The 19630-nt window shown below is 66.9% G+C and carries 17 protein-coding genes; 12 read left to right on the plus strand and 5 right to left on the minus strand.

Features of this window, described 5'->3' with window-relative positions; translation table 11 throughout:
• Nucleotides 1-28 precede the first annotated feature (28 nt).
• Nucleotides 29-904 carry a DMT family transporter gene (locus tag ST3T6A_RS0110695; RefSeq protein ID WP_235785775.1) on the plus strand — a complete coding sequence of 292 codons (876 nt, stop codon included), beginning with the start codon at nt 29-31 and terminating at the stop codon, nt 902-904.
• A 2-nt stretch (nt 905-906) separates the two neighbouring features.
• Here the strand turns inward: ST3T6A_RS0110695 and ST3T6A_RS0110700 are convergent, their stop codons facing one another.
• Nucleotides 907-1863, minus strand: coding sequence for a DMT family transporter (locus ST3T6A_RS0110700; RefSeq protein WP_019832917.1), 957 nt, complete (start codon nt 1861-1863; stop codon nt 907-909).
• A gap of 102 nt (nt 1864-1965) precedes the next feature.
• Between ST3T6A_RS0110700 and ST3T6A_RS0110705 the strand changes: the two genes are divergently transcribed.
• The gene (locus ST3T6A_RS0110705; protein ID WP_019832918.1) at nt 1966-2445 is read left to right on the plus strand and encodes an AsnC family transcriptional regulator; all 480 of its coding nucleotides are present in this window, start codon (nt 1966-1968) and stop codon (nt 2443-2445) included.
• An 8-nt stretch (nt 2446-2453) separates the two neighbouring features.
• Here the strand turns inward: ST3T6A_RS0110705 and ST3T6A_RS19915 are convergent, their stop codons facing one another.
• From ST3T6A_RS19915 to ST3T6A_RS0110720, 3 genes are all read right to left on the minus strand, one after another.
• Nucleotides 2454-5381 carry a TonB-dependent receptor gene (locus ST3T6A_RS19915; RefSeq protein ID WP_019832919.1) on the minus strand — a complete coding sequence of 976 codons (2928 nt, stop codon included), beginning with the start codon at nt 5379-5381 and terminating at the stop codon, nt 2454-2456.
• Nucleotides 5382-5714: 333 nt separating this feature from the next.
• Nucleotides 5715-6221, minus strand: a complete 507-nt coding sequence (locus tag ST3T6A_RS21500; RefSeq protein ID WP_019832920.1) for an ankyrin repeat domain-containing protein — start codon at nt 6219-6221, stop codon at nt 5715-5717.
• Between the two features lie 116 nt (nt 6222-6337).
• Nucleotides 6338-7789, minus strand: a complete 1452-nt coding sequence (locus ST3T6A_RS0110720; protein WP_019832921.1) for a catalase — start codon at nt 7787-7789, stop codon at nt 6338-6340.
• A 141-nt stretch (nt 7790-7930) separates the two neighbouring features.
• Here ST3T6A_RS0110720 and ST3T6A_RS19920 point away from each other — a divergent pair, with 141 nt between their 5' ends.
• The 9 genes from ST3T6A_RS19920 (at nt 7931) to ST3T6A_RS0110765 (ending at nt 16347) form a co-directional block, all read left to right on the plus strand.
• Nucleotides 7931-8845: a LysR substrate-binding domain-containing protein gene (locus tag ST3T6A_RS19920; RefSeq protein ID WP_019832922.1), complete on the plus strand. Its 915-nt coding sequence runs from the start codon at nt 7931-7933 to the stop codon at nt 8843-8845.
• A gap of 137 nt (nt 8846-8982) precedes the next feature.
• Nucleotides 8983-9303, plus strand: coding sequence for an STAS domain-containing protein (locus ST3T6A_RS0110730; RefSeq protein ID WP_051103447.1), 321 nt, complete (start codon nt 8983-8985; stop codon nt 9301-9303).
• On the plus strand, nt 9300-9668 hold the full coding sequence (locus tag ST3T6A_RS0110735) for a response regulator (RefSeq protein ID WP_019832924.1): 369 nt from the start codon (nt 9300-9302) through the stop codon (nt 9666-9668). The genes ST3T6A_RS0110730 and ST3T6A_RS0110735 overlap by 4 nt, the downstream gene beginning before the upstream one ends.
• Nucleotides 9665-11632, plus strand: coding sequence for a chemotaxis protein CheA (locus ST3T6A_RS0110740; RefSeq protein ID WP_019832925.1), 1968 nt, complete (start codon nt 9665-9667; stop codon nt 11630-11632). Before ST3T6A_RS0110735 ends, ST3T6A_RS0110740 begins: the two co-directional genes overlap by 4 nt.
• 4 nt (nt 11633-11636) lie before the next feature.
• Nucleotides 11637-12155 (plus strand): chemotaxis protein CheW, encoded by a 519-nt coding sequence (locus ST3T6A_RS0110745; protein WP_019832926.1) that lies wholly within the window; start codon nt 11637-11639, stop codon nt 12153-12155.
• A gap of 17 nt (nt 12156-12172) precedes the next feature.
• Entirely contained in the window at nt 12173-13867 is a 1695-nt protein-coding gene (locus tag ST3T6A_RS0110750) for a methyl-accepting chemotaxis protein (protein ID WP_019832927.1), read from the plus strand.
• Nucleotides 13864-14346 (plus strand): chemotaxis protein CheW, encoded by a 483-nt coding sequence (locus tag ST3T6A_RS0110755; protein WP_019832928.1) that lies wholly within the window; start codon nt 13864-13866, stop codon nt 14344-14346. The genes ST3T6A_RS0110750 and ST3T6A_RS0110755 overlap by 4 nt, the downstream gene beginning before the upstream one ends.
• A 62-nt stretch (nt 14347-14408) precedes the next feature.
• Entirely contained in the window at nt 14409-15269 is an 861-nt protein-coding gene (locus ST3T6A_RS0110760; RefSeq protein ID WP_026359615.1) for a CheR family methyltransferase, read from the plus strand.
• Between the two features lies 1 nt (nt 15270).
• Nucleotides 15271-16347: a protein-glutamate methylesterase/protein-glutamine glutaminase gene (locus ST3T6A_RS0110765; protein WP_019832930.1), complete on the plus strand. Its 1077-nt coding sequence runs from the start codon at nt 15271-15273 to the stop codon at nt 16345-16347.
• A gap of 36 nt (nt 16348-16383) precedes the next feature.
• Here ST3T6A_RS0110765 and ST3T6A_RS0110770 read toward each other — a convergent pair whose 3' ends face one another.
• On the minus strand, nt 16384-18099 hold the full coding sequence (locus ST3T6A_RS0110770) for a hypothetical protein (protein WP_019832931.1): 1716 nt from the start codon (nt 18097-18099) through the stop codon (nt 16384-16386).
• 144 nt (nt 18100-18243) lie between these two features.
• Between ST3T6A_RS0110770 and ST3T6A_RS0110775 the strand changes: the two genes are divergently transcribed.
• A complete protein-coding gene (locus tag ST3T6A_RS0110775) occupies nt 18244-19611 on the plus strand; it encodes an NAD-dependent succinate-semialdehyde dehydrogenase (RefSeq protein ID WP_019832932.1) in 1368 nt (455 codons plus the stop codon).
• The last annotated feature ends 19 nt before the right edge of the window (nt 19612-19630 follow it).

Below are 19630 nucleotides of genomic sequence, written 5' to 3' on the forward strand. Positions count from 1 at the left end.
AGAATGTCCCTTGTTTTCATTGCTGTGGATGCCCGCCACGATCGCGGCCTCGATTTTCCAGGTGGGACGTAATGCACTCCAGCGCAGCGTGATGACGTCGGCCGGCCCGTGGGGCGCGACGCTGGTGCGGTTCCTGTTCGGGCTCCCTTTCTCGCTGCTGTTCGCCGCCGTGGCGTTCATGGTCGTGCCGGATGCCCGGCCGGTGTTCGGAGGTGCTTTCTGGCTGTCCGCGACGGCGGGCGCCGCGTCGCAGGTGCTGGCGACGGCCGCCCTGCTCGTCGCCATGCATCGTTCGGGGTTCGCGGTAGGGACGGCGCTGCAGCAAAGCTCCCTGCCGCTGGCGGCGATGGTAGGGCTCGTCGTCTATCATGACCGCCTGAGCGGCGTGGCCTGGCTGGGCGTCGTCATCACCAGCATCGGCCTCGCCATCCTGACATGGCCGCCGAAGCTGACGCGGACGCCGCACGCCTTCTCCGGAGCTGTTTTCGGGCTGCTGTCCGGCCTGTTCTTCGGTTTCTCGCTCAACGCCTTCCGGCATTCCGCCCTCGCGATGGAGCCGGGGCATCCGGTGTTCGCGGCCATCGTCAGCGTGTGCGTCGTTCAGGCCATGCAGGCGGCCGTCCTGACTCTCATTCTCCTCGTGCGCGATCCGGCGGCCCTGCGGGCCGTGCTTCGAGACTGGCGAAGCTCGCTCGGCGCGGGGCTGTGTGGTGCTTGCGCATCGTCGGGCTGGTTCGTCGCGCTGGCGCTGTCCCCGGCGGCGCCGGTGCGGGCGCTGGGCGTGATCGAAGCGCCGATCGCGGCGTTCGCTGGGCATCGGCTGTTCCGCGAGACCTTGCACCTCAAGCAGATGCTGGCGGGCCTCGCGGTCATCGGCGGGATCGTGATGACGTCGCTCTGGTAGGCCTATGCCCGAGCGTGCCGGCGATGCGCCGCGATGCAGGACAGGACGCTCGCCACCACCAGCCCGAACGCGCCGATCTCCAGCGGCCGCGGCAGGCGATGCTCCCACAGGAAGCCGTAGACCAGCGCGAACAGCGTCTCGAACAGGATCATCTGGCCCACCATCGTCAGGGGCAGGAGCCGGCTCATTCGGTTCCATAGGGCGTTGCCGACGATCGAGGCGAGGATGGCCACGCCGATCGACACGCCGGCGAAGTTCAGCCAGGCGGCCGCCCCGTGGCGGATGGGTTCGATGAGGAGGGTGACCGGCACCAGCATCACCGCCTGCGCGCCCGTGACGAGGCCGATCAGCAGGTTCCAGTCATGCACGGACACATGGTCGAGCCGGGCGAGGCAGCGGCTGTTGCCGACCGCAAAGGCCGTCCAGGAGATCAGCGCACCGATCGCGCAGACGAGGCCGGTGATCTGCGTGCCGGTCGATCTGGTTGCAGGCATGGCGATGGCCTGCCAGCCGATGCAGACCGCTCCGGCCGCGCACAGCAGCAGCGATGGAGCCAGCGCCGGCAGCGCCACGGCATCCCGATCCCGGCTGCCGATGATCGTGACGGCAACCGGAAGGAAGCCGATGACGAGTGACGTCATCGCGATGCCGCCTGTCTGCACCGCCATAGAAAGCAGGACGTAGTAGAGCGTGTTGCCGGCCAGCGCGAGCCAGGCCAGCGACAGCCATTCGCGCCGCGTGAGGCCGGCGAGAAGCGTGCGCCAGCGGGGCGCGATCAGCGCGGCGGACAGCACTCCATAGGCCAGATAGCGGCCGATCGCGAGCTGGAGTGGGGTGAAGTCGCGCACCAGCTCCGGCGCGAGGAACACGAGCCCCCAGAGCGCCCCGGCTCCCACGCCGCAGGCGATGCCCCGATGGGTCCGGTGCGTGGCGGACGGGTTGGCGATGGCTATGTCCACGGTCGATCCTTGCTGCTCGCCGCGGGGAATATCACCTTCATCGCGAGACTTGCGCTCTTGATCGGGCGCCCGAATGCAACAAAAACCCGATCCATGCCCCGGATGAACCTTTCCAAGACGCGCACCCTCGATGGTTTCGACCGCGCGATCCTCCGAATCCTCCAGCGCGACAACAAGACGCCGCAACGCGCCATCGCCGAGCGCGTGAACCTGTCCGCCGCCGCCGTGCAGCGGCGCATCGCGGCCATGGAGGATGCCGGGATCATCGAGCGGAACGTCGCCATCGTCGACACGGCGGCGCTCCGGATGACGATCACCGCGATCGTCGAGGTGCAACTGACCGACGAGCGCCTGCCGACCGTGGACAAGGCCAGGGCGGTGTTCCTCGACGCTCCGGAGGTTCAGCAATGCTATTATGTGACCGGCGGGATCAGCTTCGTCCTGGTGATCGTGTCGCCCGACATGGTGGCCTATGAAGCGACGACCCGCCGCCTGTTCACCCATAACGACGCGGTTGCGAGCTTCCGCAGCCTGATCGCTCTCGATCGCATCAAGACGGGCGCCGAGATCGTCATAGCCTGACCGGCTCCTCAGAAGCTGAAGCGCGCGCCGAACTGGAAGGTCCGCGGCGGGCCGGAGAGTGTGTTGGGCGTCCCGAAATTGGCGTTGGTGAGCGGTGGCGTGGGCAGGAAGCCGTCGTAATTCTGGAAATTGGCCCGGTCGAAGATGTTGAACACCTCCGCGATGAGCTGGAAATCGGCCCTGTCGTGGCCGAACAGGCGGATGTCCTTGGTCAGGCGGATGTCGACCTGCCGGAAAGGCTTGGTGTGGCCGACGTTGGAAACCGTCTGGAACGCGCCGGAGCCGAGCCGCTGGTCGGTCACCTGATAAGGCTGGCCCGAGGCGAACACCATCAGCGTCGAGATCTGGAAGTCCCACGGCAATTGCGCGAGCCCGGAGACCACCACGCGATGCCGCTCGTCGCCCGCATTGGGGAGATAAGGCTGGTCGGCGACGTCCGGATGGTCGAAGTTGAAGGCATAGCCCCGCTCCTTCGAGAAGGAGAGGGTGTAGGCGATGTTGAGCGACCAGGGCGAGCTTTTGGTGAAGGGCTTGTCGACGGTGACGTACATGCCGTCATATTTGCTGGCGCGCGCCTGCGTGAGCGCGATGACGTCGCCGAAGCCGGGGACAGGGATCGCGTCGTAGCCGCCGGTCGCGTTGGGTGCCGGCATCCGGTTGACCGGATAATAGGCGATCTGGTTCATCGCGGCGACGTGGTTGTAGGCGATCGAGGTGTTGATCCGGCCGATCTTCTGCCTGACGCCGAGGCTGAACTGATCGGTGCGCGGCGGCTTGATGTCGTTGCGGATGATGCGCAGCTCTCCCGGAGGCGCGGAGCTTTGGGCGATCAGCCCGTCCAGCCCCTGCTTGCTCAGATAGCTGTCGTTCCACAGGATGGTCTGCTTGCCGTCGCGGATGCCGCCGTCCTTGGAAAACTCGAAGGTGCGTGAGGAGAACTGGCGGAAGAGCGCCTCCTCGGCGGCGTTGCGGAACAGCGCGCGGTCGTAATAGCGGCCCCAGCCTGCGAAGAAGACGGTCCGCTGATCGCCGAAGACGTCGAAGGAGACGCCGATGCGGGGCTGGAACGCCTTCCAGAACGGCTTTCGATTATGGCCGTTGGAGATGTAGTCGGCTGCCTTGAAGCTGGTGACGCCCTGTGCGTTGAGCGCCGTTTCCAGGTTGCGGAGCGCCGTCGCGGCGTCCGGCGGGGTGACATAGTCGTTGTTCTTGGCGTTGGTCTCATAATCCCAGCGCAGGCCGATGTTGAAGGTCACATGGTCGGTGGCCTTCCAGTCGTCCTGCGCGAAGATGCCGATCTGGGTGTCCTTGGCGTGAATGGTCGGATCGCCGATACCGTAATTGGCCTCGTAGGGCTGGGTGAAGTCCTCGTTCAGCGCGGGATCGATCCGGTATTTGAAGATCGGGTTGGCATTGAGATCGTTGTTCACCGTGTAGTCGACGAACGCCACCTTGCCGCCGACCTTGATGACATGATTGCCGCCGAGGAAATCGACGTTCGAGAAGGTCATGTTATCGCGCAGCGTGAAGCCCTTCTGAACCACGCGCTGGCTGGTCGAGGCGCCGCCGATGGTGATGGTCTGGTCGAAGGCCTGCTGCACCGCATCGGGATTGTCGGGCGTCGGCGCGAACTTGAAATAGAGATAATCGAGCGAGGCTTCGTTCAGGAAATCGCCCTTGTTGTGTGCCCAGCGGATGCGGCCGGTATAGACGTCGTTCTTCACATCGGACGCGGCCGTCCGCGCCGTCTGCGCGCCGAAGCCTTGCAGGTCCTTCTCCTTGCGGATCGAGCCCGAGAGATCGATCGTATCGGCCTCGGTCGCCTCCAGCGTCAGCTTGGCGAAGCCCAGATCCTCGCGGAAGGGCGTGTCGAACGTGCCCTCATATTGACCGAAGCGATCGAGCACGCCGGGCTCGGTGCGGCGGCCCAGCACCACGCTTTCCACATTGCTCTGCTCGTTCGCTTCATAGGCGACGAAGAAATGCAGCTTATCCTTCACGATCGGCCCGCCCAGCGAGACGCCATATTGCTTCTGGCTGAAATCGCTGGTGTCGGCGATGCCGTTCTTCGCATTCTGCTTCTGGAAATAATCCTTCGATCGGAGCGCGTTGAGCTGGAAGAAGCCGAAGGCCTCGCCATGGAACTCGTTTCCGCCGGATTTGGTGACCGCCGAGATCACGGTCGTGCCGGCATCCTCATATTCCGCCTTGTAGTTGGAGGTGATGACGCGGAATTCCTGCACCGCCGCCTGCGGGAAGGGGTTCCCCTTGGAACTGTCTCCGCCGACGATGCCGCCCTGATTGATGTCCGACTTGAGGCTGACGCCGTCGATGAAGACGTTGACCTGCGGCCCGCCGAGGCTCTCGCCGTTCGGGTCCTCGCTGACGCCGGAGCCGGAGAAGGTCTTGCGGGTCGGATTGGTGCTGACGCGCACGCCGGGCGCGAGCTGCGCGAAATTGAGGAAGTTGCGGCTCGCCTGCGGCAGGTTCTCGATCTGCTGGGTGGTGATGTTCGTGCCCAGTTCGGAGGTGCGCGTCTCCACCAGCCGCCGGCCTGTCACCACGATCTGCTGGGTCGGCGTGCCGCCGGTCGCGGTCTCAGGCGCGGGTGCGAGGTCTACGTCCAGCGTCGAATTCTCGCCGACGCCGATGATGACGCGCTGCTTCACGCTCCGCCCGCCGGCGGTGAAGCTGATGTCGTAGGTGCCGGGACGCAGGCCCGATAGCGTATAGGCGCCGCGTCCATCGGCGGTGGCGTGGCGCGAGGAACCGTTGCCGGTGTCCACGGCGGTGATCTGCGCGCCTGCGCCATGCGCGACCGCGCCACGGATCGACCCGGTGACGGTCTGCGCGAGCGAGGGCGCCGCATAGCAGATAGCGGAAGCGAGCAGCGCAAGACGAAGCGGCGTGCGCGCGCGAGCGGCTGAAGAACGCATCCCTGTCCTCCCTGTCAGCCTGGAGGGCGTGAGGATGCCCTTCCGGCATTGGCGTCTGACGGTGACGCAGGGGGACAATCAAACTTGATGGAGGTTTGTTCCGGAATCAATCGAGGAAGCGACAGCCGCTCCCCGATCCTGAAGCCATGCGTATCAGTTCGAAACGAATGTTTCGGATGTCTGGAACTGTTTGGGATCGATGAAGGGAAAATGGCCTGTATCGAGATATATTTGTTTCGCCCGGCGATCGATATCCGATCAGTCTTTCGACGGCATCGGTGGCGTGATGGCGATTTGTTGGCTGGAGCGCATTCGAGTTCATGCCTCCGCCCTTCAGGCGCCGAAGCGGGCTGCCAGATGGTGGTGCCCCTGCATCCGCGCCAGCGTGACGACGGTATTGCCGTTCAAATCTGCCACGGCGGGATCGGCGCCGGCTTCGACGAGCAGGTCGATGATCTCGGCCTGGTTGAACAGCACTGCCGTCATGAGTGCGGTCTGGCCCACGGCATTGCGGGCGTTGACGTCCGCGCCCCCGGCCAGAAGCACGCGCGCGATGGCGGGATACCCCTTGAAGGAAATGCCCATCAGCGCCGTATTGCCCCGCTCGCTATCGCCCGCGTCCACATGCGCGCCGAGCGAGAGGAGCAGCCCGGTCGTGCTTTCCTGACCCTTGTAGCTCGCAAGGATCAGCGCCGTATAGCCGCGTGCATCACGCCCCTCGATGTCGGCACCGGCCCGCAGCAGATCGGGAATGATATCGTCGCGACCCATGCGGGCCGCAGCGAACAGAAGCTCCTGAAGGCGCTCGGGGGAGGGCATCTGCGTCTCGATGTCGGTCATGTCATGCATCCTCGAATGGCAGTCGTGGGTGGCGCGATTGAAGGGGGTAGGGACTCCATCCATGTGCCGCCCGCCTCCCGATCGGTGTACGGGAAGGCGGGCGGTGCATGCTGGCCTTATCGGCCGGCCAGCCGCGCCACGGCGGCCGCGACGCCGGCGCCATAGGCCGGATCGGCCTTTGCGCAGTTGTCGATGTGGCGCTGCTTTACCTCGTCGCGCGCGTCGCCGAGGGCGCGGGCCGTGTTCTCGAAGAGGGTCTGCTGCTGCGCCGGAGTCATCTTCCTGAACAGGATGCCGGGCTGCTCGAAATGATCCTCATCGACACGGTGATCCCAGTGGGCGGCATCGCCATCGAGCGGAAGCGGCGGCTCGGCCAGCGAGGGATCATGATCGATCCATGCGCCCTTGGAATTGGGCCAGTAGCTCGGCTTGCCGCCCGCATTGCCGTCGGTGCGCATCCGGCCGTCGCGATGATAGCTCGTCACGGGCGAACGCGGCGCATTGACGGGGATATGGTTGAAGTTGACGCCGAGGCGGTAGCGCTGGGCATCGCCATAGGAGAAGAGGCGGGCCTGGAGCATCTTGTCGGGCGAGAAGCCGATGCCCGGCACGATGTTGGCAGGCGAGAAGGCGGCCTGCTCGACCTCGGCGAAGTAGTTGTCCTGATTGCGGTTCAACTCCATCACGCCGACCTCGATCAGCGGATAGTCCGCCTTCGGCCATACCTTGGTGAGGTCGAACGGGTTGTGCTTGTGGGTGCGGGCCTGTTCCTCGGTCATCACCTGGATGAAGAGGGTCCATTGCGGGAAGTCGCCCTTCTCGATGCTCTCGAACAGGTCGCGGCCATGGCTCTCGCGATCGCCGGCCACGACCTGCGCGGCGTCTGCATCGGAGAGGTTCTCGATGCCCTGCCGGGTGCGGAAGTGGAACTTCACCCACACGCGCTCATTGGCGGCGTTGATCATCGCGAAGGTGTGGCTGCCGAACAGGTGCATGTGCCGGAAGCTCTTGGGGATGCCGCGATCCGACATCACGATCGTCACCTGGTGCAGCGCCTCGGGGAGCAGCGACCAGAAATCCCAGTTGTTGTCGGCCGAGCGCAGGCCGGTGCGCGGATCGCGCTTCACGGCGTGGTTGAGGTCCGGGAAGCGCATCGGATCGCGGAAGAAGAACACCGGCGTGTTGTTGCCGACGATGTCCCAATTGCCTTCTTCGGTGTAGAATTTGATCGCCGTGCCGCGGATGTCGCGCTCGGCGTCGGCCGCGCCGCGCTCGCCGGCGACCGACGAGAAGCGCATGAACAGATCGGTCTTCTTGCCGACTTCCGAGAAGATCTTCGCCTTGGTGTAGCGGGTGATGTCGTGGGTGACCGTGAAGGTGCCATAAGCGCCCCAGCCCTTGGCGTGCATCCGCCGCTCCGGGATCACCTCGCGGTCGAAATGGGCGAGCTTCTCGATCAGCCACACATCCTGAAGCAGCGCCGGGCCGCGAGGGCCTGCGGTCATCGTGTTCAGATTGTCGGCAACGGGGGCGCCCGTTGCGTGGGTCATGCGATAGTCGGCGCTCATCGAATTCTCCGTGGAAGCCTTCTGCGGAGCCCTGGCCGGGGAGGCCGTCTCCTCGCCAACCTTATTGAGGGATGCTATTCATAGGTTAAACACAATGTTTCTATGGAACGCATAGGATTACCCTATTGCTGGGATAGCCACATGAATCTCGCCGGCATTTCGTTCAGGGATCTGGAATATGTGGTGGCTGTGGCCACCGAGCAGAGCTTCGTGAAAGCGGCGAGGCAATGCGCCGTGTCGCAGCCCTCGCTGTCCGCGCAGGTCCAGAAGGTCGAGCAGTGGCTCGGCGTACGGATTTTCGAGCGGACGTCCCGCAAGGTGATCGTCACCGAGGCGGGGCGGGCGTTCGTCAAGCACGCCGGTCGCGTGCTGGCGGAGGCCCGGCAACTGCGCGCGGCGGTGCCTTCGCCGGATCAGCCCTTCGGTGTCGAATTGCGCCTGTCCGCCATCTCGACGCTGGGCCCCTATCTGTTTCCGAGGCTGCTGGGCTCCTTGCGCACCGCCTATCCCGGTCTGCGCTTCATGCTCGGCGAGGGCATGACCGAGCAGCTTCTGGCCGATCTGCTGGCAGGCGAGCTTGACGGCATCCTGATCTCGCCCCCGTTCGACGAGAGCGGCGTCGTCACGAGCCCGCTCTTCAACGAGCCTTTCCTGCTGGCTTGCCCCGAGACCCGCGCCTTCGCAGCCAGCCCGGAGGACGTCTGGACGACGCTGCCCGGCGACGAGCGCCTGCTTCTCGAAACGGGGCATTGCCTGCGGCATCAGGCGCTCGACATGTGCGCCACCCCGAGCGCCAGCAACCGGCAGGGCACCAGCCTGGAGACGCTCAAATATATGGTCGCGGCCGGCGAGGGGTGTACGATCGTGCCGGCCCTCGCGGCGCGGGAGGTGGAGAATCTCCGCTATGTGGAACTGCGCGGAGAGCGGTTTTCCAGAACGATCGCGCTGGCGTGGCGCGCGAGCGACCCGCGAAGGGCATATTTCGAGGCGCTCGCGATGAATATCAGGGACAGTGCTGGCTCCATCCTCCCCGGAGTGTCCCCGATCGCCCCCTGAACTCGCCGATCGAGAAGATATGGTGCTCATAAATAATGAAATAAAATAGCACCATGACCACGGCGATTGCTTCTTTCATCCTATAACACTTGCAGGTGGCCCTCCGGACGGAGTGGGGATCGCCGCGGGGATAATGGATGGACGTGATGGACGATCATGTCGTGCAAGCGGGGCGCTCGGTCACGGTTCGATCTGTTGCCGAATTTCATGCCAGCCTCTTGTCGGTCTTCGGACAGGGGCGAGGCGATGTCGTGCTCGATCTGTCGGATCTTGGCGAGCTTGACTTGAGCTTCATCCAGATCGTCGAGGCGACCCGCAAGCAGTTCGCCGGAGCCGGTCGCGGCGTTCGGTTGCTGCATCCGGCCGACGGCCCGGTCGCGGCTCTCCTCGCGCGGGCGGGTTTCGACACGAGCCTCGACGCCATCGATTTCTGGTTTCACGGAGAACTGCAGGCATGACGGCCTCGATCCTCACCGTTGACGATTCCCCCAGCCTGCGCATGGCGATCCGCATCGCGCTGACCGGCGCGGGCTACGCCGTAACCGAGGCCGGCGACGGCAGCGAGGGCCTGGAAAAGGCGCTCGCAACCCCCTTCGACATGATCGTCACCGATCTCAACATGCCGGTGATGGACGGCCTCACGATGATCCGCGAGCTGCGCAAGGCGCCTAGCATGAGCGGCGTGCCGATCATCTTCCTCACCACCGAATCCGACGATGCAATGAAGCAGCAGGCCAAGGCCGCCGGCGCCACCGGCTGGCTGGTGAAGCCGTTTGTCGCCGAGCAGCTCGTCAAGATCGCCCGCAAAGTCCTCGGGCGATGAGCGGGCAGGACCCGGTCGCCGCCTTCCGCGTCGAGGCGGCCGATCTGCTCGACCAGATCGAGCAGGGGCTTCTCGATCTCGGTCATCGGCTCGACGATCGCGAGTTGGTCGACGAGGTGTTCCGGGGCCTGCACACGCTCAAGGGTTCGGGCGCGATGTTCGGTTTCGACGCGCTCGCCACCTTCACGCACCATTGTGAAAGCGCGTTCGATCGCGTCCGCAAGGGGCTGGTGCCGGCGACCGAGGAACTGGTCGCGGTCATCCTCTTCGCCAAGGATCATATGCGCGCGCTGATCGAAGGCGATGGCACGGGGCTGGAGGCGGCAGGAGAGGCGATCCTCGCGCGGCTTCGGGCGGCGATCGAGGGCGCGGCGGGGATGGACGCCCATTCCGAGGCCGCCGGGGACGCAGCCGGCGGCTGGCGCATCGTCTTCCGACTTCCGCCGGATGCGATGGCGAACGGCACCAATCCGCTGATGCTGCTCGACGAGCTGCGCGAGCTGGGCGAGGCGCGTGTCGTCGCGCGCACCGATGCGATCCCGCCGCTCGCCGATCTGGTGCCGACCCACTGCCATGTCGGCTGGGAGGTGGAACTCCGTACCCGGGCTCCGAAGAGCGAGATCGAGGATGTCTTCATCTTCGTGATGGACGATATGGAGCTGGCGATCGAGCCGCTCGTGCCGGCGGCCGAGGCGCCGGAAGAGACGGCCACCCCGCTGTCGGAGCTTCCCGAGGCCGACACCTCTGCCGATGTCGCGGCTCAGCAGGGCCGCCCCACCGCCCGTTCCAGCGAGCATGTCCGCGTGCCGGCCGAGCGGCTCGACGAGCTGATGGACCGGGTGGGCGAGCTGGTGATCGCGCAGAGCCGTCTTTCCCAGCTTGCCAACGGCGGAGTCGACGTTGTCGCGCTGCGCTCGGTATCGGAGGAGATCGAGCGTCTCTCCAGCGAGCTGCGCGACACGATGATGGTGCTGCGCATGGTGCCGGTCGCGACCTTGTTCGGGCGCTTCCGCCGCCTCGTCCACGATCTGGCGCGCGAGACAGGCAAGACGATCGATCTCGTCACCGAGGGCGAGGGCACCGAGGTCGACAAGACGGTGATCGAGCGGCTCGCCGATCCGCTCGTCCATCTGATCCGCAACGCCTGCGACCATGGGCTGGAGCTTCCCGAGCACCGCCTCGCGGTGGGCAAGGCGGCGGCAGGCGTCATCCGCCTCTCCGCGCATCAGGCGGGCGGCGAGGTGGTCATCACCGTGCGTGACGACGGGCGCGGCATCGATCGCGAGCGGGTGCGTGCCAAGGCCGAGGCGCAGGGACTGATCCAGCCGGGCCAGCCGATCGCGGATCAGGACCTGCTCCAGATGATTTTCCACCCCGGCTTCTCGACCGCCGCGCAGGTGACGAACCTGTCCGGCCGGGGCGTCGGCATGGACGTGGTCAAGCGCACCATCGAGAGCCTGCGCGGGTCGATCGACGTCAGCAGCGCGCCTGGCGAGGGATCGAGCGTGGTGCTGCGCATCCCGCTGACGCTGGCGATCATCGAGGGGCTGCTGGTCCGCGTCGGGGCTGAGCGCTACGTCATCCCGCTGGCGGCGGTGGAGGAATGCCTCGAACTGTCGCTGGAGGAGGATCTGCGCTCGCGCGGCCGCAGCTTCATCACGCTGCGCGACCGGCTGGTGCCCTTCCTGCGCCTGCGCGAGATGTTCGCCACCGGCACCCGGCCGGACCCCTATCAGAAGATCGTCGTGATCGCGACCGGGGCCGAACGCGTCGGCCTCGTGGTCGACCAGATCATCGGCAACCATCAGACGGTCATCAAGTCGATGTCGCCGCTGCATCGGGACGTCGGCACCTTTGCGGGCGGCACGATCCTCGGCGACGGCGGCGTCGCGCTGATCCTCGACGTGGCCCAGCTAGTCGCCATCGGCCAGCAGCAGGAGGAGCGGCTTCGCGCCGCCGGATAAGCCCATGCATGAACCGACCCCCATCCTCTGGGATGCGAGCGGCCAGCTCGCGGTGCTGACCTTCGATCTCGATCGGGAGACCTTCGCGATCGAGGCGGTGCTCGTCCGCGAAATCCTCGATCTCCTGCCGGAAACGGCGGTGCCGGGCGCGTCGCCGCTGGTCGGCAGCGTGGTCAATTTTCGCGGACGGATCATCCCGATCGCGGACCTGCGCCTCGCCTTCGGGATGCCGCGCGCGGAGGCGACCGTCGACAGCCGCATCATCGTGATCGAGATCGAACAGGACGACGAGGCGATCCAGATCGGCGTGCGCACCGACAAGGTCCATGAGGTCACATCCCTCGATCAGGCGACCAGCGAGGAGCCGCCCGCCGTGGGCATGCGCTGGCGTCGCGACTTCGTCCGGGCGCTGGTCCGCCGGAGCGATCGCGTGATCGTCCTGCCGGACCTGCCTTCCATCTTCCGGTCGCTTTGCGGCGGCGACGGCGATCCCGCCGCCGGTGCCGTGTCCCTGGTGCACTGAACTTCCGAGAGGTAATCATGCGAGCCACGATCAAGCTCAAGCTGGGGCTGACCTTCGCCCTGCTTCTCATCCTCATGGCGGCGGCGATCCTGCTCGGCGTGTCGCGCCTGACGCTGCTGAACGACGCCATCGGCCACCTCGTCAACGGTCCCGCCAAGCAGCTCGATCTCGCGCGCAGCATCGAGGATGGCGTGGGCCGCGTCGTCCGCGCCGAGAAGAATCTCGTGATGTCGAGCGACCCGGAGCTGTCGCGCACGATGGAGAGCGGGATCGCGAACTGGCGCGGCCGGGTCGACGACATGATCCGCCAGGGCAAGGATACGGCCGCCGCCGAGGACAAGGCGTCGTGGGAGAAGCTCGACCAGCAGTGGAGCGAGTTCAAGCCGATCAACGATCGTGTCCGACTGGCGGCTGCGTCCGACAAGGCGACCGCCACGGCACTCACGATCGGAGAAGGGCGTGCCAAGGCCGAGGATGTCGGCAAGGCAGCCGAGGAAGTCGCCGCCGTGCAGTCGCGCAAGATGGCCGAGGCGGATGACTCGACCGAGCTGCTCTTCCAGTCCGCGCACACCAGCATCATCGCGCTCGGCATCGTCGCCTTCATCGCGATGCTGGCTTCCGGAGCCTATATCGCGATGTTCATTTCCCGTGGGCTCGCGACGGCCGGCCACGCGATGCGGCAGGTCGCGGAGGGCGATCTCACCCGCACCGTGGAAATCCGCCACCGCGACGAGATCGGCGACCTGCTGGGCCTCGTCAACGACATGATCGAGCGCCTGCGCGGCGTCGTCGGCGATGCGACGGTGGCGGCGCAGAACGTGTCGTCGGGCAGCCAGGAGCTGTCGTCCAGCTCGGAACAGCTCTCGCAGGGCGCGACCGAGCAGGCGGCATCCGCCGAGCAGGCGTCGGCCTCGATGGAAGAGATGGCCGCCAACATCAAGCAGAACGCCGACAATGCGGCCCAGACCGAGAAAATCGCCCGCCAGTCGTCCAAGGACGCGGAAGCGAGCGGCGTCGCGGTGGACCGCGCGGTGGGCGCAATGCGCACGATCGCCGACCGCATCGGCATCGTGCAGGAGATCGCCCGCCAGACCGACCTTCTCGCGCTGAACGCCGCGGTCGAGGCTGCGCGTGCCGGCGAGCATGGCAAGGGCTTCGCGGTGGTGGCGTCGGAAGTGCGCAAGCTCGCCGAGCGCAGCCAGACGGCGGCGGCGGAGATCGGCTCGGTCTCGACCGAGACCGTGAAGGCCGCCGCGGAAGCCGGCGAGATGCTGTCACGCCTCGTGCCGGATATCCGCCGCACCGCCGAACTGGTGTCCGAGATCAGCGCGGCCTGCCGCGAGCAGGATATTGGCGTCGAGCAGATCAACCTCGCCATCCAGCAGCTCGACAAGGTGACGCAGCAGAATGCCGGCGCCTCCGAGCAGATTTCTACGACGTCGGAGGAACTGGCGGCGCAGGCCGAGGAGCTGGAAACGAGCATCGCCTACTTCCGCGTCGATGGGCGGGCCGGTGAGCGCGCCGCGCCGCGACCTGCTCCTGTGGCAACGCGTCGTCCGATGCCGGCTCCCGTCCGCAAGGCAGCCGCGCCTGCCATGGCCCGGCCCAACTCGGTCGCGGACCAGAAGGCCCGCGTGCAGGGCTTCGCGCTCGATCTCTCGCAGGGCGGCCCCGATGCGGAGGATGCCGATTTCGGGAGCCGCGCGGCGTGAGCGGCGAGGCGGAGGAGATCCAGGTCGTCACCTTCGGTCTGGGGGCGGAAACTTTCGCGGTTCCTGTCGCGTTCGTCCGCGAAATCCTCGATTATCGCGAGACGTTCCGCATCCCCAACGGGCCGGACTATCTGCTCGGCCTGACGGATGTGCGCGGCGAGGGCGTGCCGACGATCGACTTCCGCCTCCGGCTCGGCCTGCCGCGCGCCGAGCCGACGCCCGCGACGCGCATCCTCGTGGTGGACGTGCCGCTGACGGACCGGACGCTGGTGCTGGGGCTGGTGGTCGACCGGGTGCTGGATGTCAGCGCCTTCCGCGCGGATGCGATCGAGGCGGCGCCAGACATCGGCGTTTCCTGGCCGTCCGACTATATCGGCGGCGTGGCGCGGCGGAGTGAGGGCTTCGTCGTCCTCATCGACGCGGCGCGGATCTTCTCGTCCGCCGACGCGGCCTTCCTGAAGCTGCCGGCCGCCGCCTGATCGCCCGTCCCCTTTCGTCATCCGCGCCGACCATGGGCGTCGGCGCGGATATCCTCCGGAGCATGGCCTTGCACGCAGCCGTCCACAGCGCGCCGACCGGCGCCGATCATCTCAGCCGCCGCAACTTCGATCGGCTTGCGCGCTACATTCGCGATACGTCCGGCATCAAGATGCCCGACAGCAAGATCACCATGCTCGAAGGCCGCCTGCGCAGGCGCGTCCACGCGACGGGCCAGCCCAGCATCGACGCTTATTGCGAGCGTCTGTTCGAGGCCGACAATCTGGCGGCCGAGGGGCTGCACCTCATCAATGCCGTCACCACCAACAAGACGGATTTCTTCCGCGAGCCCGCGCATTTCCAATATCTGGGCGACACCGTCCTGCCAGACCTGGCGGAGCGGGGCGTCCGCACGATCCGCGCATGGAGCGCCGCCTGCTCGACCGGGCCGGAGGCCTATACGCTGGCGATGATCCTCGACGATCGCGTCCGCGCGGCCGGCGCGGGTGATTTCACGATCCTCGCGACCGATCTCGATACCGAGGTGCTGCACGCGGCCCACCGGGGCGTCTATCCGGCCGACATGGTCGAGCCCGTGCCCGAACGGCTGCGCCGTAAATATGTCCTCTCGCCCCGGAATCCCGCCCGGCGGGAGGTGCGCATCGTGCCCGAACTGCGCGGCACCATCGGCTTCGCGCCGTTGAACCTGATGGACGGCCATTATCCGGTCGGCGCGCCGATGGACCTGATCTTCTGCCGCAACGTGCTGATCTATTTCGACAAGCCGACGCAGCGGCAGGTCGTCTCGCGCCTCCTCGACTGTCTGGCGCCGGAGGGCCATCTGTTCCTCGGCCATTCGGAGACGATCACGGGCTTCGACCTGCCGCTGGAGCAGGTCGCCAACACCGTGTTCCGGCGGCGCTGACATGGCCGCCAAGATCCGCGTTCTCATCATCGATGATTCCGCCAGCGTCCGGCAGACGTTGAAGACGATCCTGGAGGAAGACCCCGCGCTGGAGGTGATCGCGGCTGCCGCTGATCCCTTCGCGGCGGCGCGCTACATCCAGCAGGAATTACCCGACGTCATCACGCTCGACGTCGAGATGCCGCGAATGGACGGCATCACCTTCCTGCGCAAACTGATGCACCAGTGCCCGGTGCCGGTGGTGATGTGCTCCTCGCTGGTCGAGGATGGCTCGGAGACGCTGTTGCAGGCGATGGAGGCGGGGGCGGTCGACGTCATCCTGAAGCCCCGCCTCGGGGTCGCCGATCATCTGGCCGAACAGCATCTCCAGATCCGCGACACCGTGAAGGCCGCGGCTGTCGCGCGCGTGCGCGGAAGGCCGCGGACGCCTACGGTCGAGCGCGTCGCCCGCAAGCTCACCGCCGACGCCGTGCTGCCGCCGCCGGATAACCGGCCGATGAGCCGCACCACCGAGATGGTCGTCTGCCTCGGCGCATCCACTGGCGGCACGGAGGCGCTGCGCGAGGTGCTGGAGGCGCTGCCCGCCAACGCGCCCGGCATCGTGATCGTGCAGCATATGCCCGAGAGCTTCACCGCCGCCTTCGCCCGCCGGCTGGACGGGCTCTGCGATCTCAGCATCAAGGAGGCGGCGGACGGCGATCCCGTGCTGCGCGGCCATGTCCTGATTGCGCCGGGCGGGCGGCATATGATGCTGGAGCGGCGCGGTGCGCGCTATCATGTCGCGGTGCGCGACGGGCCGCTGGTGGCGCGTCACCGGCCGTCGATCGACGTGCTGTTCCGTTCCGCCGCGCGTTCGGCGGGATCGAATGCGGTCGGCGTCATCATGACCGGAATGGGCGACGACGGCGCTCGCGGCCTGCTGGAGATGAAGCAGGCCGGCGCCCGGACTTTCGCGCAGGACGAGGAAACGTCGATCGTCTTCGGCATGCCCAAGGAGGCGATCGCGCGCGGCGCGGCCGAGCGGATCGTGCCGCTCGGCGATATCGCGCGCGAATTGCTCCGCGTCACGACGCGCTGACGGGGCGGGGGAGGTCCGCTCCCCCGCGGCCGGTCCCTAAAACAGGGCGTCCTCGAACAGATCCTCGTCGCTCGCGATGTCCTCGGCAATGGAGGCGTCGTTCTCTTCGCCCCTGCCGGTGACGAGCCGATGCACCTCGCGCTCGCGCGCCATGGTGTAAGTGCTGGCGATATCGTCGAACAGCGTATCGAGCAGGGCGGCGGCCTCTTCGGGAAGCTCGGCGTCCCGTTCCGCGAGCGTCGCGAGCTGCGCGGCGGCCACGCCGAGTGTGCGGCCGATCTCCGCCTCGCAATTCACATTGTCGGCCGTTTCCCGCAGCATCGCGACCATGGCCGAAGCCTCGCCGTCGAGACTGTCGAGGCTGTGCTGCATCCGCTCGCTGCCCGCACGGATGCTGGAAAGCGATTCCGCTAGCGTGCGGCCCGCGTCGATCTTGTCGCCCTGTTCCTCCCGGCCGCGGATCGCGCCCGCGGCCGTGCTCAGCCGCTCGAACGTCTGCGAAATCTGGCCGGAGACGATGCCGAGATTGGTGGAGAATTGCCGGATCTCGGTGGCGATGGCCGCGAGCGCCAGCCCGTCCTCGCCCATGCGGCGACACCGCAGGCCCGTGTTCCACGCCATCTGCTCGACGTCGGACTGGACGTGCCGGACGATGTTGAGCCGCTGGGCCAGGCTCTCCGCGATCGCCGAGGTGGCGCTGCCGAGCCGGTCGGTCTGCTCCTCGGCATGGCGGAGCTGCGAGGTGACGGTCTGGATGTTGGCGATGTCCTGCTCCAGCCGGCGCAGGAAGGACTGGCCGTCGGCCTCCGGGGCCGTATCGCTCTTGAGTGCGAGCAGGCGGTCGGCGTCCGGCGCGATGCCGCGCAGATTCCGGTTGAGGCTATGGGCCTCGCGCAGGAAGTCGGCCGTGGCGTCCTCGATCTGGGCGGTCAGCAGCGCGACGATGCGATTCTCGACGGCCTCCGCGGCATCGGGGGCTTTCGGGCGATGCTCGTCGAGGAAAGCCGTCAGGGTGCCGACACCGTCCGCGATATGCTCTAGCCGCTGACGGGTGATGTCGCCGATCTGGATCGCGCCGAGCGCGGTCGCGAGCTTCGTGCGGATCACGCGCGCAACGTCCGCGATGCGGCCCGCCAGAGCGGCGGCGTCGCCCTGATAGCGTTGCAGAGCCACGGCATCATTGGCGAGCTTGAGCGGCACCTCGGGGATGATGTGGTTGCATTCCGTCGCGAGGCGCTTCTCGGCTTCGGCCATGTTGGTCACTTCCGCGAGCAGCCGGGCGGCCTCCCGCTCGAAGCCGGCGAGCTGGCCCGAACCCAGATCGAGCTGGGCGAACATCGTCTCCGCGAAGCCCGAAAACTCCTCGGCGCCGGCGGCCGCGACCATGATGTTGAGCCCGCAGATGCGCAGGAAGCTCAGCGTCCGCTGGATCTGCGCGACATGATCGCGCAGCGCCTTGGTTGCGTCGCCGATGCTCTTCAGCGCACCCCGGCGCTCCCCCTGGATATGGGGCAGGCGGGCGAGGCTGTCGGCGGCGGCGCGCATGTTGCCGATCGCGGCCTCTGCGGCCTCGCGGTCCAGCGCGTTTGTGACGCCCTCCAGCGAGGAGAGCAGCCGCTCGACGATGTCATAGGCGCTGGCCAGCGCGGCGCCGGCCTGAACGAAGCGTCCGTCGAGTCCGCTCGCCACCGTGGCGAGCGCCGTCCGTACATCGCCGAGCACCGTTTCGCTCGTCTCGGCGTTGGGATTCATCGAATGCAATCCAGCCTCCCCCGGGAACTGAGGCCAGGCGTGGCGACCGGACCATAGTCTCTTATAGAGGGGATGGCGTGGGCAACGGTCCGGCGCGCCGGAACCGGAACCGCCGCATCCCGTTGCCCCGAAAGAGGAGCCGTCATGTTTCGTAGCGTAAATCCCGCGACCGGCGAGGAAATCGCCACCTATGCAGAGCTGACCGGCGCCGAGCTGGATGCGCGGCTGGACAAGGCGGCTGCCGCCTTCCGCCACTGGCGGGCGACGGACGTGACGGAGCGGGCCGCGCTGCTCGAACGCATTGCCGGGCAATATGACGCGAACCGGGACCGGCTGGCCCGTACGATCACCGCCGAGATGGGCAAGACCTACGCCTCCGCGCTGGCCGAGGTGGACAAGTGCGCGACGGCCTTCCGCTACTATGCGCAGCAGGGGCCGGCGATGCTGGAGCCCAGGACCATCCCGATGGCAGGCGGCGGATCGGCCGAGGTGCGCTATCTGCCGCAGGGGCCGGTGCTGGCGATCATGCCGTGGAATTTCCCGCTGTGGCAGGCTGTCCGCTTCCTCGCGCCGACCATCCTCGCCGGCAATGTCGGGCTGTTGAAACATGCGAGCATCGTGCAGGGCGTCGCCCGGCTGATGGAGGAGATGGTGATCGCCGCCGGTGCGCCGGAGGGGGTGTTCCAGAACCTTGCGGTCAAGTCCTCCGCCATCGCCGGGATCATCGCGGACGAGCGCGTCGTCGCCGTCACGCTGACGGGCAGCGAGGGCGCGGGTCGGGCCGTCGCCGAACAGGCGGGCGCGGCGCTCAAGAAGGTGGTGCTCGAACTGGGCGGCTCGGACCCGTTCATCGTGATGCCGTCGGCCGATCTCGACGAGGCGGTCGGTCAGGCGGTGAAGGCGCGTGTCCAGAATACCGGTCAGTCCTGCATCTGCGCCAAGCGCATGATCGTCCATGCGGATATCTACGACGCCTTCCTCGACAAATTCTCGGCCGCGATGCGCGCGGTGAAGGCCGGCGATCCGATGGACGAGGCCACCGACATGGGGCCGCTCTCCAGCATCGAGCAGCGCGATACCGTGCTCGCCCAGCTTGAGGAGGCCAGGGCCTCGGGCGCGCGGCTGCTGTTCGGCGGCGAGGCGCTGCCGGGCAAGGGGGCCTATATGTCGGCGGGCATCCTCGTCGATGTCGCGCCCGACGGGCCGCTGATGGCGGAGGAGATTTTCGGCCCCATCGCCATGCTGTTCCGGGCGGCGGATATCGACGAGGCGATCCGCCTCGCCAATGCCATTCCCTACGGCCTCGGCTCCTCGGTCTGGACGCGCGACGCCGCCGAACAGGAGCGCTTCGTGCGCGAGATCGAGGCGGGCATGACGGCGATCAACCAGATGCTGGCCTCCACGCCAGAGACGCCCTTCGGCGGCATCAAGGCGTCGGGCCATGGCCGCGAGCTTGGGCCATACGGGCTGCACGAGTTCATGAACCTCAAGACCGTGCTGCGGCGGGCGTGAGGATGGGAGCGCTCTCGTT

The organism is Sphingomonas sp. PR090111-T3T-6A (assembly GCF_000383095.1).
Taxonomy (GTDB): Bacteria; Pseudomonadota; Alphaproteobacteria; order Sphingomonadales; family Sphingomonadaceae; genus Solisphingomonas.